The sequence below is a fragment of the Caballeronia sp. HLA56 genome, from assembly GCF_054655155.1.
In genome coordinates this window covers 341,198-354,107 of the sequence record NZ_BAAHOB010000003.1, presented here as the reverse complement: position 1 = coordinate 354,107, position 12,910 = coordinate 341,198, and the positions used below count along the sequence as shown (strand labels likewise).

15 protein-coding genes are annotated in these 12,910 nt (G+C 61.2%); 9 read left to right on the top strand and 6 right to left on the bottom strand.

Annotation, left to right across the window (positions count from 1 at the left end; genetic code table 11):
* The first annotated feature begins 7 nt into the window (after positions 1–7).
* The 3 genes from ACYQ47_RS13560 (at position 8) to ACYQ47_RS13550 (ending at position 2,387) form a co-directional block, all read left to right on the top strand.
* Positions 8–466 carry a cupin domain-containing protein gene (locus ACYQ47_RS13560; protein WP_244831903.1) on the top strand — a complete coding sequence of 153 codons (459 nt, stop codon included), beginning with the start codon at positions 8–10 and terminating at the stop codon, positions 464–466.
* A gap of 83 nt (positions 467–549) precedes the next feature.
* Entirely contained in the window at positions 550–1,665 is a 1,116-nt protein-coding gene (locus ACYQ47_RS13555; RefSeq protein ID WP_250467759.1) for a nucleoside hydrolase, read from the top strand.
* A gap of 176 nt (positions 1,666–1,841) precedes the next feature.
* Entirely contained in the window at positions 1,842–2,387 is a 546-nt protein-coding gene (locus tag ACYQ47_RS13550) for a DUF2628 domain-containing protein (RefSeq protein ID WP_459905675.1), read from the top strand.
* Between the two features lie 69 nt (positions 2,388–2,456).
* Here the strand turns inward: ACYQ47_RS13550 and ppnP are convergent, their stop codons facing one another.
* The 5 genes from ppnP to ACYQ47_RS13525 all read right to left on the bottom strand — a co-directional run bounded on the left by ppnP (position 2,457) and on the right by ACYQ47_RS13525 (position 5,788).
* Positions 2,457–2,777 carry a pyrimidine/purine nucleoside phosphorylase gene (ppnP, locus tag ACYQ47_RS13545; RefSeq protein ID WP_250467757.1) on the bottom strand — a complete coding sequence of 107 codons (321 nt, stop codon included), beginning with the start codon at positions 2,775–2,777 and terminating at the stop codon, positions 2,457–2,459.
* Between the two features lie 61 nt (positions 2,778–2,838).
* Positions 2,839–3,378, bottom strand: coding sequence for a cytochrome b (locus tag ACYQ47_RS13540; protein ID WP_244831899.1), 540 nt, complete (start codon positions 3,376–3,378; stop codon positions 2,839–2,841).
* The gene (locus ACYQ47_RS13535) at positions 3,375–4,427 is read right to left on the bottom strand and encodes a catalase family peroxidase (protein ID WP_250467756.1); all 1,053 of its coding nucleotides are present in this window, start codon (positions 4,425–4,427) and stop codon (positions 3,375–3,377) included. Before ACYQ47_RS13535 ends, ACYQ47_RS13540 begins: the two co-directional genes overlap by 4 nt.
* 158 nt (positions 4,428–4,585) lie before the next feature.
* Positions 4,586–5,365, bottom strand: a complete 780-nt coding sequence (locus ACYQ47_RS13530) for an alpha/beta hydrolase (protein ID WP_459905674.1) — start codon at positions 5,363–5,365, stop codon at positions 4,586–4,588.
* A 75-nt stretch (positions 5,366–5,440) separates the two neighbouring features.
* Positions 5,441–5,788, bottom strand: a complete 348-nt coding sequence (locus tag ACYQ47_RS13525) for a DUF4148 domain-containing protein (RefSeq protein ID WP_244831897.1) — start codon at positions 5,786–5,788, stop codon at positions 5,441–5,443.
* 465 nt (positions 5,789–6,253) lie between these two features.
* Here ACYQ47_RS13525 and ACYQ47_RS13520 point away from each other — a divergent pair, with 465 nt between their 5' ends.
* The 6 genes from ACYQ47_RS13520 (at position 6,254) to ACYQ47_RS13495 (ending at position 11,603) form a co-directional block, all read left to right on the top strand.
* The gene (locus ACYQ47_RS13520; protein WP_244831896.1) at positions 6,254–6,640 is read left to right on the top strand and encodes a response regulator transcription factor; all 387 of its coding nucleotides are present in this window, start codon (positions 6,254–6,256) and stop codon (positions 6,638–6,640) included.
* 125 nt (positions 6,641–6,765) lie between these two features.
* Entirely contained in the window at positions 6,766–8,595 is a 1,830-nt protein-coding gene (locus tag ACYQ47_RS13515) for a PAS domain-containing sensor histidine kinase (RefSeq protein ID WP_459905673.1), read from the top strand.
* Positions 8,579–9,253 (top strand): response regulator transcription factor, encoded by a 675-nt coding sequence (locus ACYQ47_RS13510; RefSeq protein ID WP_309846378.1) that lies wholly within the window; start codon positions 8,579–8,581, stop codon positions 9,251–9,253. Before ACYQ47_RS13515 ends, ACYQ47_RS13510 begins: the two co-directional genes overlap by 17 nt.
* Before the next feature lie 163 nt (positions 9,254–9,416).
* Positions 9,417–9,659, top strand: a complete 243-nt coding sequence (locus ACYQ47_RS13505; protein ID WP_459905672.1) for a hypothetical protein — start codon at positions 9,417–9,419, stop codon at positions 9,657–9,659.
* Positions 9,660–9,723: 64 nt separating this feature from the next.
* Positions 9,724–10,116 (top strand): DUF3331 domain-containing protein, encoded by a 393-nt coding sequence (locus ACYQ47_RS13500; protein ID WP_250493806.1) that lies wholly within the window; start codon positions 9,724–9,726, stop codon positions 10,114–10,116.
* A 746-nt stretch (positions 10,117–10,862) separates the two neighbouring features.
* On the top strand, positions 10,863–11,603 hold the full coding sequence (locus ACYQ47_RS13495; RefSeq protein WP_309846373.1) for a Crp/Fnr family transcriptional regulator: 741 nt from the start codon (positions 10,863–10,865) through the stop codon (positions 11,601–11,603).
* Positions 11,604–11,621: 18 nt separating this feature from the next.
* Here ACYQ47_RS13495 and ACYQ47_RS13490 read toward each other — a convergent pair whose 3' ends face one another.
* The gene (locus tag ACYQ47_RS13490; protein ID WP_310391037.1) at positions 11,622–12,683 is read right to left on the bottom strand and encodes an Ldh family oxidoreductase; all 1,062 of its coding nucleotides are present in this window, start codon (positions 12,681–12,683) and stop codon (positions 11,622–11,624) included.
* Between the last annotated feature and the right edge of the window lie 227 nt (positions 12,684–12,910).

Below are 12,910 nucleotides of genomic sequence, written 5' to 3'. Positions count from 1 at the left end.
CCGCATCATGCCGAAAATCGATCTTGCCAATGTGCCCGAGCACCAAGGCTCTGGCTATCCACCGCCTTACGATCAACCATGCGCCGCGCGCATCCGTCGGCGTCTTGGCGATGCTGGAGGCTTGACGGACTTCGGCGTGAATTTGATGCACTTGCCGCCGGGAAGCTGGTCGAGTCAGCGTCACTGGCATTCGCACGAGGACGAGTTCGTATATGTGCTGCAGGGCGAACTCGTGCTGATCGAAGACGAAGGCGAAACCATGTTGCGTGCGGGCGATTGCGCCGCGTTCGCCAAGGGCACGGGCAACGGGCATCACATGATCAACCGGTCGCGGGAAATGGCCGTGTATCTCGAAGTCGGCTCGCGCGCGTGGCCCGATCTCACCACGTGTTCCGACATCGACATGATGAGTGCCAACGCCGATGGCCGGTTCGTGCGCAAGGACGGCTCGCCGATCGAAGCATAGTCGTATCTGCTTAAACGGTCGTAGAATGAATCACCGTCCGCGATGACGTGATCACTCGAATATAACGATCCGGAGACAGCATCATGCGACGTTGCACTGCAGCAGGCTTGACTCTTTCCCTTTGTGTCGTCGCGGTGCTTGCCGCTTGCGGCGGCTCATCCGACGACCACAACGCATACACGAACGCGCCGAAGATCGTGATCGACTCCGACTTCAACACCATGGGCGACGACGGCCAGCTCTTCGCCATGACCACGCAGTTGATGGGACAGGGCAAGGTGAATCTGCTCGGCCTGTGCGTGGTGACGGGCAACGACTGGTTGCTGCAAGAAGAAGCCGATGCGTTGAAGGCCGTCGAACGCATGGGCGTGCAGAACAAGGTCGGCGTGTACGGCGGCGCGGATTATCCGCTGCAATACGATGTGACGAGCATCCGCGCGCAGCAGGCCGCGAATCCGAACGGATACTTCGGCGCGTGGTCGCGTCCCGAGCCGACTTCGCAAGCGCAGCTCACCGCGCCGCCGGACGGCTTCGCAACCTCGACCAAGCTACAGACGCAAGCAGCCGCCGACTTTCTCATCGACACGATCAAACGTTATCCGCATGAAGTGACGATTCTCGAAGTCGGGCCGCCCACCAATCTCGCGACGGCGGTGCAGAAGGCGCCGGAGATCGTGCCGCTCATCAAGCAGATCGTCTACATGGGCGGCGCGATGAACGTGCCGGGCAACGCCAATGCAGTCGGCGAGCTCAACTGGTGGTTCGATCCGCTCGCGGTGCGCACGCTCTTGCAGACGTCGATTCCGCAAACCGTCATTCCGCTCGATGTGACCAACACCGTGCCGTTGACCGAGAGCATCTACAACCAGATCGTCAACCCGCCGACCGGGCAGACGGCCGTGACGAAGGCGTATGCAACCGTGAATGCGGGTGCGTTCGCATCGAGCACGGATCTCTACGACACGCTGACCATCGCTTACTTCAGCGATGCAACTTACGCGACGCAAACGCAGAGCGCGTACCTGGATATCGACACGACGCCCGGCGAGGATCAGGGTCATGTGCGGGTGTATCCGGACACGCCTGCTGCGGGGGCATCGCCGCAAAAGATCACGTATGTCACGAAGTTCGATAATGATCGATTCTTCAAGCTGTACGTGGACTTGCTGACGAGGCCGGTGCCAGTGGTGTTTCAGTGAGCGGTGTGGCTTCGAAGCTCGCCTGAACACGGCGACAAGCAAGCGCAAATTTTTGTAAGGCTCGCGCGTCCTGACTTTTCAAGTGCGGGTCGCGCGTGTATTGTCTGCTGCCCGAATTAAACGCGTTCTAAACGTCGTTCGCATTCGGCAATTCAAGTCCGCTTCCATGCGGACAGATGCAACAGCAACTAAAGCAAGACATGGAATTCGATAACAACGAAGGCATCAAGGGAACGGTTACGACTGCGGCAGCGGCTGGCTTGGATAAGGATATGGCCGCTTTTGTCGGAAAGAACGTGGAGTATTACGCGGGCAAGTGGTCAGCCAAGGACAAAAATGGAAACATTAAGCCGACGTGGAATGTCGCGGCGTTCTTTGGCGGTCCCGTATGGTTTGCGTATCGCAAGATGTACTGGCAGGCGGTCGCGGTCTTCGTTGGCGGCACGTTTCTGAACCTGCTGCTCGGCTTGATCAGCGATTCGCTTGGCGAGGTGTCGAGTTATGCATTGATGTTCGCGTGGGCTTTTTCAGGCAACTTGATTTATCGCGCGCATGTCGAGAAAGCAGTCGAACGGATCAAGGCTGAGGTGTTGCTGCCGGGCGAGCGCGCAGAGCAACTGAAGCTGCGCGGCGGAACGAGCGCGATGGCCGGCTGGATAGCGTCGGCAGTCTCTCTCGCGATACTCATCTTCAGCGTCTGGTCGATGATCGGCGCTGTCTGACCGCAGCCGCCGAAAAAGAACGGCCAATCACGCCGGATCAGCCGCTTCGCCCCTAGCCTCTAAACCAGGTTAAAGATAACTGCAAACATAATCCAGCGTCTCGACCACTTCTATATCGAAGCGGCTCTTTCCCGGCACCGAGAAAGACTCGCCAGCGCCGTAGGTTTTCCATTCATCGCTACCTTGAAGACGGATACGGCATTGGCCCGCCTGCACTTCCATCAGTTCCGGCGCATCGGTGCCGAAGTCGAGCGTGCCGGGCAGAATCACGCCAAGCGTCTTCTTCGAGCCGTCGGCGAAAAGCACCGTATGCGAGACGCACTTGCCATCGAAATAAACGTTCGCGCGCTTGATGACGGAAACCTGATCGAATTGCGATGCTGCGCTCATGGCGATGAATCCTCGAATGATGGTGGTCCGCCATCATACAGAAGCGCCGCCTGTGTGTGCGTCAGCGATCGCTCCACGGCGCCATTGCCTGAAACACGCCGTCGCGCCGGACGAGCGCATGAAACAGCGCCGCCGCGAGATGCACGACGATCAGCGCGAAGAAGCAAAGCGCCAGGTACTTGTGTGCGTCCCAAAGCAGCGAATGCAGCGAGTTGCTATGCGGAAGAATGGAGGGCAATCGCACGCCGAACACCACGACCGGATAATCCGCCGCCGACAACATGCCATAGCCGATGAGCGGCAAGCCGATCATCAGCGCATAAAACGCGAGATGCGAGAGGTGGGCGGCGAGCTTCATCGGCTCCGGCATATTGGCGGGCAACGGTGGCGCGCCGCGCACGAGCCGCACGACCAGCCGGATCAGCGCGAGCACGAGAATCGTCACGCCGAGCGGCTTGTGGATCGACACCAGCGTGAGATAGTCGGGCCGCACGGTGGACACCATGCCGACGCCGATGAACAGCATTGCCAGAATGCAAATCGCCATGAGCCAGTGCAGCGCGCGTTGCAGGGGCGAGAAGCGTGTGTGGATCGTGCTCATTGATTCGCTCCTTGCGCCGGTTGATGCGGATAGTCCTTGTCCTCGGCGGTTCTCCGGTTGAACGACACCGAATAGGCAGCCGAACGCGCGGCAGGGAACGGATCGTCGGAAACGTGCATGCCGGGCGGAAGCACCACCGGATCGAAATTCAGATCGCGGCATGGGCCATCCGGCTCGGCCTCGATCGCGGTGACGACCAGCGTGCCCGCTTCGACCTTCTGGCGATCGTCCGGCCACGCCTTGCTCGGGTCCGCCGTGGGGTCGCCGGGATTGGCCACCGTCACGACCATGGTCCAGCGTTGCGGCCCGCTCTGCACGCGCTGCGTGATGTCGGCATCGAGAAAGTTCGCGCCTTTCTGCTTCAGCTGATCGCCCGTCAAGGTCTCGGGCTTGGCCACCGGCACGAACGACCAGCGCACGACGCGGTCTTGCCCGGAGGCGTCCGTGAAGACGAAGCTATTGAGGCTGTTGTACTGATCGTCCGCGAAGGAGCCGGTGAACGGGGCGCTCGACGCCCATTTGCCGAATGCGCCGATCTCCGGATGCGCGGCGGCGAACTGCTTCATCGCGTCGGGATCGTCCTTGCGGGCGGATGCGCGCTGCAGTTCATAGAACGCTTCCGGCGTGGCGACGGGGAAGAAGGGCGCGTCGATCATCGCGGAGCGCCACTCGCTGTGGTCCGGCATGACGATTCGCAAGCTCAGTCCGCGCACGCGCGCCGATGAATCGGCGGTCTTCGGGTCGGGCGTCGCAAGGTTGAATCGGCCGGTCACGGGGTAATTGCCAGGCGCGAAAAGCTGCGCCTTGGATAGCGAAGCCGCGCCGCCATTCGACTCGAAGTTGCCAGTGAAGCAGACGCCCTTCGCATGGTTGCGTCTGAAGCCGAGCGCGGGTCCGCCCGGTGGCGCGAGGCTATTGACGATCTTCGCAGGCGTGAGTCGCGTAGGCGACAGCCAGCCGGCGGTGTACGCGAACGCGGCGACCACGACGGCCACGACGATAGCGATAAGAATGAGCGGGCGTATTGGGGATGCGGGTTGTTCAGCCATCGGATTCTCTCGATCGGTGGTTTGGCTGGCCCCTAATTTAACAGCAGAAGAAAAACCGCGCCTGAATCCTGCACAGTCGCGGCTCGAGCGCCATGCAAAAGACATCGGCACCTTTGAAGTGTCGATGTCTCGTCTATCCAAGGTCGCGTTATTGCAGGTTATTGCGCGTGCTTTGCGGCGTCCTCGATCACTGCGGCCACCTTAACCGGCTGCGATTCGTACACCGAGTGGCTCGCGCCCGGAATCACGGTCATGTGGCTATGCGCGCGCTCGTAGTACCAGCGCTCCAGATCCGGATTGATGATCTTGTCCGCGCCCGCGACGATGCCCCAGCTCGGCTTCGTGGTCCACGCAGCGGACGTGAGCGGCTCCGAAAAGACTTTCGCTGCGGTCAGCATTTGCGAATGCGCTTCGAAGGTCGCTTCCTTTGGAGAAAGATCGGCGGCAAAGTCCTTGGGGAACGCGGAAGGATTCAGGAACGTATAACCGTCGCTCGTCTTCTCGATCGCGCCGGCCTGCTTCGAGGTGAAGCTCGGCTTGCCCTTGCCGAGCGTGCTTTCGTCCTCGCCGACATTTGGCGCATGCGCGGCCACGTACACGAGTCCGACCACATCCGGATGCTCGCCTGCCTCGGTGATCACCGAACCGCCATAACTGTGTCCGACGAGGATCGTCGGTCCGTGCTGCAAGTCGAGCACGCGCTTGGTGGCGGCGACGTCGTCATCGAGCGAAGTCAGCGGCTCCTGCACGATACTGACGTGGTAGCCGTCCTTCTTGAGAATGTCGTAGACCGGCTGCCAGCCGGAACCGTCGACCCAGGCGCCGTGCACGAGCACGATGTTCTTCACGGGCTTTTCGCCTTGCGCCATGACGGGCGCCGAGGTGAGAAAAGCGGCGGATACCGCGAACATCGCGGCAGAGAGCAACAGGTTTTTCATGTGGAACTCCGAGTGGCATTCAGTACGCGTGTGCGGTCCGGCATGCCGCAGTGACCGGCGCCGGACCGCTTGGCTTTAGCTGCCGAAATACGGCACGCAGTAGTCCGCAGGGCCGACGCAGTTTCTGGAAGCGGCGGACACCTTCGAGCCGCTGGCGGACGCACCGGTCAATGCCACGCCGCCTACATCGCTCGTGCCATGCGTGGCCGCGTAGCTCGCCGCGACCTTGGCTTCGGCTGCCTGGATGTCTGCGGGGTAGGTTGCGTCGTCGTTCACTGCGGGCTTGTACCCGGCCTTCTCCAGGCGCACGAGATCGGCGCGCACTTCGGCGCGCGTCACCGGCTGATTCGACTGCGCATACGACATGGCGGGAGCGGCAACGGCGCTGACTGCGAAAGCGAGACTGACGAGAAACTTGTTCATGGTGATACTCCTTTAAAGGCTCGGCGTTTCCGTGTGGAGCCGAATGACGTAATGGATAGATGGCATTACTTAGGAAGCCGATTCACTGGCTTCGCATACGATGAGGTCGTCTGCTTGAGCGGTGAGGCTTTCGTTGCTGCGACCTTGGAGTAACTTTATGTCCGGATGCGCGGTGAGCCTATCCCTACGTGCGTTCGCTCATGCGGCCGTTAGAGATGACGCGCCTAAACCTTTGCATGAGTAGTCGGCACGGCGTCGTTGCCTGCGCCGAATGGTTAGGCCGCGCGTATGAAGCGGTATGAGACGCAAGGTTAAGCGGCTCATACGAAGGTATTAGACCGGCTTCGTCTCATACATAAATATGATTTTCACGTCCGATGCTTTTACTTAACATGGCATCACGGTCGACGGCCCGCCGCCTGGTTTATCGCCGCCACCGCACACTAGGCCCGAGGACTTTGTTGCGTGTTCAATAACCCAGTCGTTTCGATCATCGACGATGACGAATCCGTCCGCATCGCGACCTCAAGCCTGGTTCGCTCGCTTGGCTGGGAGGTTCGGCTCTACGACTCCGGCGAAGCGTTCCTGAATTCGGGTTCGATCGCGGATGTCGCGTGTATCATTTCGGATGTCCAGATGCCAGGCATCTCGGGCGTGGAGATGTACCGTAGACTCGTCGATCGCGGCGTCGCGCCACCTATCATCTTCATCTCCGCGTTCGCTTCGGACGCCATGCGCAAACAGGCGCTGGACGTCGGCGCGCTGTGCGTGCTCGGCAAGCCTGTCGACGGCGCACAGGTAATGCACTGTCTCGACGACATCCGGGCCAGCGGCGCTGGCGCTCATCCTTGAAGTGGCCCGCTTTCCGGGCTCAGGCTCTCTCGTCCTATGAAAGATCCGCGCAATGTGAATCTGGGCAGTCCGTTACTCGGGCCATCGGGCATGAATGAGCGGCCGCTTTCCGCAATGAGGCCGCGATGAAGCTCGACCAAGCAGCCGAGCAGTCTTTCCTCGGCAATCCCACCACCCTCAAGGCGATGGCCACGGTAGTCGGCCTCGCGGTGTTTCTCATCGACGCATTCACGCCGCTCGATATCGCCATTGCCGTGCTGTATGTCGTAGTGGTGCTGCTCGTGGCTTCGGTCGCATCGCGGCCTGTCACGATTGCAGTCGCGTGGGCCTGCGTCGCGGCGACGGTGCTCGGCTTCATGCTCTCGCACAACGCGCAGGACCCAGGCAGTTCCATCGCGCGTTGCGGTGTGAGTCTCATCGCCATTCTGACCGTGTCGTTTCTCGCGCTGCGCAATCAGACGAGCACCGCCACCTTGCGCAAGCAGGTCGAACTCCTCAATCTCACGCACGACGCGGTGGTCGTGTACGACATGGACGACCGCATCACGTTCTGGAATCAGGGCGCGGAACGGCTGTACGGATGGACTTCCGAGCAGGCTATCGGCCAGCCCATTCACGGACTCACGCAGACGGATGCGGCCATGCCCGTGGACGACATTCGCCGCGAAACGCTTACGCGTGGGAACTGGCAAGGCGAACTCAAGCGCGTGAAGAAGAGCGGCGAGACGGTGGTCGTGTCGAGCCGCTGGACGCTTTCGCGCGACAAATGGGGCAAGCCGCTCGCCATTCTCGCGACGAACAACGACATCACCGACGCCAAGCGCATGGAAGGCGAGCTATTGCGCCAGAAGAACGAACTGCGCGCGACCATCGACGCCATTCCCGGCATGGTGTGGAGTTCATCGAACGATGGCCGCCTCATTTATCTCAACCGCCGCTGGAACGAGTACGGCGTGAAGCTCGCGGACGACGGCCACGACATCTGGCAGGAGATCGTGCATGCGGAAGACTTCGCCGCGTTGCAGGCCGCGTGGCGCGAGGCGCTCGCCACCAGCAGCGGCTTCGAAGTGACGGCGCGCATCCGGCGCGGCGACGGCGTGTTTCGCTGGATGCACATCGGTGCCGCGCCGCTGCGCGATTCCGAAGGCAATCTCGTGCGCTGGTATGGCGTGAACACCGACATCGAGGAACGCAAGCGCGCGGAACAGGCGCTCGACCGCTCGCGCTCGGAACTCGCGCATGTCACGCGCGTGACGACGCTCGGTGAGATGGCCGCGTCAATTGCGCACGAAGTCACGCAGCCGCTCGCCGCCATCGTAACCGCGGGCGACGCCGCGTTTCGCTGGCTCAACCGTCAGCCGCCGAATGTACACGAGGCGGTGCAGTCGATCAGTCAGATGACGAGCGACGCCAAGCGCGCGACGGACATCATTCGCCAGATTCGTTCCATGGCGCAAAAGCGCGATCCGCAACCCGCGCTGGTCGATCTGAATATGATCGTGAGAGAATCGGTCGAACTCGTGCGGCGCGAATTGCAAAGCCAGCGCGTCGAGCTTTCCGCTACTTTTGCCGAGCCCGCGCCAGTGGTTTGCGGCGACCGCGTGCAGCTTCAGCAAGTCGTCATCAATCTGCTGATGAACGGCGTACAGGCCATGTCCGGCGTGAGCGGACGCAAGCGCGTCATGCGCGTCGCCACCCGGCTCGCGGACGAGCGTCACGCGCAGCTTTCGGTCGAAGATTCGGGCATTGGCATCAGCGAGAAAGATGCGGGCTCGCTCTTCAACCCGTTTTTCACCACCAAGAAAGATGGCATGGGCATGGGGCTGTCGATCTGCCGATCCATCGTCGAGGCACACGGCGGCCGCATCTGGGCCGAATCGCAGGAAGGTCAGGGCGCGTCGATGCAGTTCGTCTTGCCGCTCGAAGAGGAGACATGCAGTGAGCCACGAAACTGAGGAAGGCGCGAGCCAGTCGATCGCCTACGTGGTCGACGACGACGACTCCATGCGCACCGCGCTCACCATGCTGCTGCGCTCGGTCGGCCTGCAGGTGCAGGCGTTCGCGTCCGCGCAGGAGTTCATGGCCTTCGACATGCCGGACGTTCCGAGCTGCCTCATTCTCGACGTGCGCCTCAAAGGACAGAGCGGGCTTGCCGTGCAGGAGCAGATTGCGGCGGGCGACCTGTCCGTGCCGATCATCTTCATCACGGCGCACGGCGATATCGCCATGTCGGTGAAGGCGATGAAAGGCGGCGCCATCGACTTTCTCGCCAAGCCGTTCCGCGACCAGGACATGCTCGACGCCGTGGCGAACGCGCTCGCGAAAGACGAAGTGCGGCGCAACGAAGACCGCTCCGTGGCGGACTTGCGCCGCTGCTACGCTCGCCTTACGCCGCGTGAACGCGAGGTGATGGCATTCGTCGCGAGTGGTCTGATGAACAAGCAGATCGCCGCCGAGATGAACCTTAGCGAGATCACGGTGAAGATTCATCGCGGCGCGGCGATGAAGAAGATGGAGTCGCGCTCGCTCGCCGACTTCGTGCTCAAGGCCGAAGCGCTCGGCGTGAAGCCATCCGCGTCCGCGACCACGCCGTCGCGCGTGCAGCGCACCTGAGCATCAACCACACTAAACCTTGATATAGGTTGTCCAAACCTTTCAGCGACGCCGGCAACCCAAGGTACGGCTAGTCGCAGCGGGTTCGTTTGATTAACTTTGATGCATGGGTTCCGGTCTTCCGACCGAGCCGGCAAGCCTCAAGGAAACGAACGGATTCGCCATGATTCTCTTCCAGGAAACTTCAGGCAGCGGCGATGCGCGTCACCGCATCGCGAAGCGCGCACGTCATTCGGTGCGGTGCATCGAACAGGCGCGAGAACTGCTCTTCTTATCGCAGCACATCATCGATATCGCGCTTTCGTGCGGTATTCGTTTTCAGCCTCGTCACACCTCGGCATTCAAGCGAACGAACGGTCAGCGCCACGTCATCAGCGGGCGCGTGAAGACGCGCGCTCTGGTCTGACGTTTCATACGCCATTTGCAAATTCTTAATCGAGCAGGTTCATCCATTTTTGAGGAGTCAGACCATGCAGGCAAGCGCGAAGATCATGGACCCGTGGGCACGGACCATTTTCATGCTGGGCGTGAAGACAGAAGACGCGAGTTTGAGCGGCATCTTGAAGAAGCCGCCCGAGCGTCTGACCAAAAGCGATCTGCTGGAAAAGCGCGGGTTGTCGATCAGCCTGATCGAACGTCCTTCGTCGACGACGGCGATCATCGCGTGGCGCGATTCCACGCACTGCTGTTATGGCGATCAAATGTGGCGCGTCTCGCATGCACGCACCACCGGCGTCTGCGCAATGAGCGGTCAGCCGGTACTGATCGGCGACGCGGTGTATCGGCCGAGTCGGCGCACCGCGCCACGCAACGCCCACGCGATGATTCTGGCATCGGTTCTCGAAGGCGAACTGGTGGAGTGAGCAACATGGACGCGCGATGCCGGTTGGACCTTCGCGCTTCGACAAAAACTTGCTCTCTCCAAAAGTGGTTCAGTCTTGAACACTTTTTGCCGATATCCCCGAAGAGCCGCAGCGCTCTTGTGCGCGATGCAACACTTTCAGCAATTTCGCTTGCGGGCCGCCTGGCATCGTTCACAACCCGCCAGGCAAACGGTCGAAGTCGCGCCGAGCGCGCCTCACCGGGCTACTGGCCACATTCTTGCTCGTGCTCCGCGACTCGCGCCTTCGCGGAATGAACAGGTTTGCAACATTTTTGGCCGTTCCCGCTGACGCCTGCTTCCAGGCACGTTTGCATAGCGCGCAATCTACGTTTGATAAGGTGAAACGCGCCGGAAACCTAAGCCCGGCAAGGCATCCCACAGACGAAAGCCGCTTCGGCCGGTGGTGCCCCGCCATTTGCGCCCCTTCAGCAAATGTTCAGAATTGAATCAAAAATGCATCGCGCGCTTGGCCGCCGGCCGCGCATCTTCCGTGCATCGCCGTCTATGCCTTATCGGACATAGATCGGACACTTCCTGGCACGTCTCTCGCTTATGTACGACAAAGCACGAACATCACTGTAGCCGGTGACGGCACGAAGCGGCGATGCAAGGCTCACGGGGCTGGCCCCACATGTTTCGATGTACGCCACCAGATGCGCTCACGAAACCTGCGAGCGGACCAGATAAAAGTACGGCGCGAAAGCGCTCTTATAAAGCGAATAAAAAATGTTGACCCTTCAATCCGATCTGCATGGCAACCATCTGCTGGCCGCACTTCCGACTCAGGAATGGCAGGCTCTCGCTCCCCATCTGGAACTCGTCCAGTTGCGCACGGAGCAGTTGCTTTGCGATTCCGGACAACGCATTCACCACGTGTACTTCCCGACCACGGCTATCGTCTCGCTTCTGCATACGATGGAAGACGGCGGCTCGGTGGAAGTCGCGGCAGTGGGCCGCGAAGGCATGACGGGCGTTCCGGTGCTCACGGGCGGCGACACCATGCCGACGCGCGTTCAAGTGCAGTGCGCGGGTTTTGCGTATCGCATGAGCGCGGGCGCATTGCGTGAACACTTCGGCAAGTCGGACTTTCTGCGTCGTGTGATGCTGCTGTATATGCAAGCCCTGCTGACGCAAGTCGCGCAAACGGCCGCTTGCAATCGTCACCATTCGCTCTCGAAGCAACTGTGCCGCTGGCTGCTGATTCAAACGGACCGCACCCCGTCGGCTCAGTTGCGCGTGACGCAGCAAATGATCGCGGACATGCTCGGCGTGCGTCGCGAAGGCGTGACGGAAGCCGCAGGCAAGCTGCACGACGCAGGTCTGATCCATCACAGCCGCGGCTGCATCAAGGTGCTCGACCGCGCCGGTCTGGAAGAGCGTGCGTGCGAATGCTACGGCATCGTCAAGCGCGAATTCGACCGGATGCTGCCGCGCGCCGCTCGCCAGAACGAAGCGACGTTTGCCTGAACGACGCGTCTCACGCGGTCAGTCGCGCGCCACGATCTTCACGTTGGCTTCGGCGGCGACCGCGTCCAGCCCGGCGATGGTATCAGCGGGCAGCCACAATCCTTCTTCGAGTTGAGTCTGCTGGGCGCGCGTTTCTTTCTCGCCCGGATAGAACACTTCGTCGACACCCTCGGCGAGCGGCGCGGCCTTGAGCGCTTCCACATAGCGCTCCATACGCGCGTTGAACTCGGCGAGCGGCTGAAATGCGGCGACATTCAGCGCGATCATCAGATGCCCCGCGCGGCTGCGATTCACCGGATCGTACGGACCGTGCACGTCCGTCAGACACCCGCTGCCCGAGAGGACGCCGGAAAGCACGTCGACCATCGTACCGATGGCATACCCTTTGTGCTCTGCCATCGGCAGGATGAAACCCTTGAGGCCTTCCACAGGGTCGGTCGTCGGGCGGCCGCGTGAATCCACGGCCCAGCCGAGTGGAATCGGTTCGTGACGCATCTGCGCGAGAAAGATCTTGCCGCGCGCGACGCCCGAGTTCGCCACGTCCATCACCATCGGTTCATAACGTCCGGCGGGCGCGGCCACGGACCACGGATTGGTGCCGATCATCTTCTTGAGCCCGCCCCACGGCGCCATGTTCGGGCCGCCGTTGGTCATGCACAGCATGATGCAGCCGTCGTTCGCCGCCATCCGCGTGAAATACATGCACGTGCCGAAATGATTCGAGTTGCGCACCGATACCGCGCCGATGCCATGCGCCTTCGCGCGGCGGATTGCGTCGAGCGTCGCCGCGCGTCCCACCACCGGACCTATGCTGTCGCCGCCGTCCATGACCGCGACGGCGCCTGCATCGACGGGAAAACTCAGGCTGGTCGACGCCTTCATGGCGCCCGAACGCAACCGCGCGTAGTACCAGCCGAGCCGCAACACCCCATGCGACTGATGACCCCAGAGGTCGGCCTGCACCATTGCATCGGCGGCGATGTGCGCGTCCTCGGCGTTCGCGCCCACGCTTCTATAAACCTCGGCGACGAACGCGCGCAAGGCGTCCGGATTCACGCGATAACGCGTGGCGTCGTTCATGTGGTGTCTCCTTGAGTGAGCAAGCGTGCTGGTCTTATCTCTACCAGCTTCAGCTTTCGCGCGCCCTGATGCCTTCGTCGGCGAAATGAAGGGTTGCCGTAGTCCGTTCGCTCGACATCATGTCAAAAAATAGTAACGCTACGTTTGCAACGGACACTTTATTTGCGCTAAAAATTCGCCGAAAGGCCCGCTGTATATAGTATTGCAGCGCGTCAGCTAGTAAACCC

What these genes read in the sequence shown, in the direction of transcription:
- ACYQ47_RS13495 (WP_309846373.1), top strand. Translation starts at nt 10,863, where the DNA reads ATGTTGACCCTTCAATCCGATCTGCATGGCAACCATCTGCTGGCCGCA.
- ACYQ47_RS13535 (WP_250467756.1), bottom strand. Translation starts at nt 4,427, where the DNA reads ATGGCTGAACAACCCGCATCCCCAATACGCCCGCTCATTCTTATCGCT.
- ACYQ47_RS13490 (WP_310391037.1), bottom strand. Translation starts at nt 12,683, where the DNA reads ATGAACGACGCCACGCGTTATCGCGTGAATCCGGACGCCTTGCGCGCG.
- ppnP (WP_250467757.1), bottom strand. Translation starts at nt 2,777, where the DNA reads ATGAGCGCAGCATCGCAATTCGATCAGGTTTCCGTCATCAAGCGCGCG.
- ACYQ47_RS13530 (WP_459905674.1), bottom strand. Translation starts at nt 5,365, where the DNA reads ATGAAAAACCTGTTGCTCTCTGCCGCGATGTTCGCGGTATCCGCCGCT.
- ACYQ47_RS13540 (WP_244831899.1), bottom strand. Translation starts at nt 3,378, where the DNA reads ATGAGCACGATCCACACACGCTTCTCGCCCCTGCAACGCGCGCTGCAC.
- ACYQ47_RS13500 (WP_250493806.1), top strand. Translation starts at nt 9,724, where the DNA reads ATGCAGGCAAGCGCGAAGATCATGGACCCGTGGGCACGGACCATTTTC.
- ACYQ47_RS13505 (WP_459905672.1), top strand. Translation starts at nt 9,417, where the DNA reads ATGATTCTCTTCCAGGAAACTTCAGGCAGCGGCGATGCGCGTCACCGC.
- ACYQ47_RS13515 (WP_459905673.1), top strand. Translation starts at nt 6,766, where the DNA reads ATGAAGCTCGACCAAGCAGCCGAGCAGTCTTTCCTCGGCAATCCCACC.
- ACYQ47_RS13550 (WP_459905675.1), top strand. Translation starts at nt 1,842, where the DNA reads ATGCAACAGCAACTAAAGCAAGACATGGAATTCGATAACAACGAAGGC.
- ACYQ47_RS13525 (WP_244831897.1), bottom strand. Translation starts at nt 5,788, where the DNA reads ATGAACAAGTTTCTCGTCAGTCTCGCTTTCGCAGTCAGCGCCGTTGCC.
- ACYQ47_RS13555 (WP_250467759.1), top strand. Translation starts at nt 550, where the DNA reads ATGCGACGTTGCACTGCAGCAGGCTTGACTCTTTCCCTTTGTGTCGTC.
- ACYQ47_RS13560 (WP_244831903.1), top strand. Translation starts at nt 8, where the DNA reads ATGCCGAAAATCGATCTTGCCAATGTGCCCGAGCACCAAGGCTCTGGC.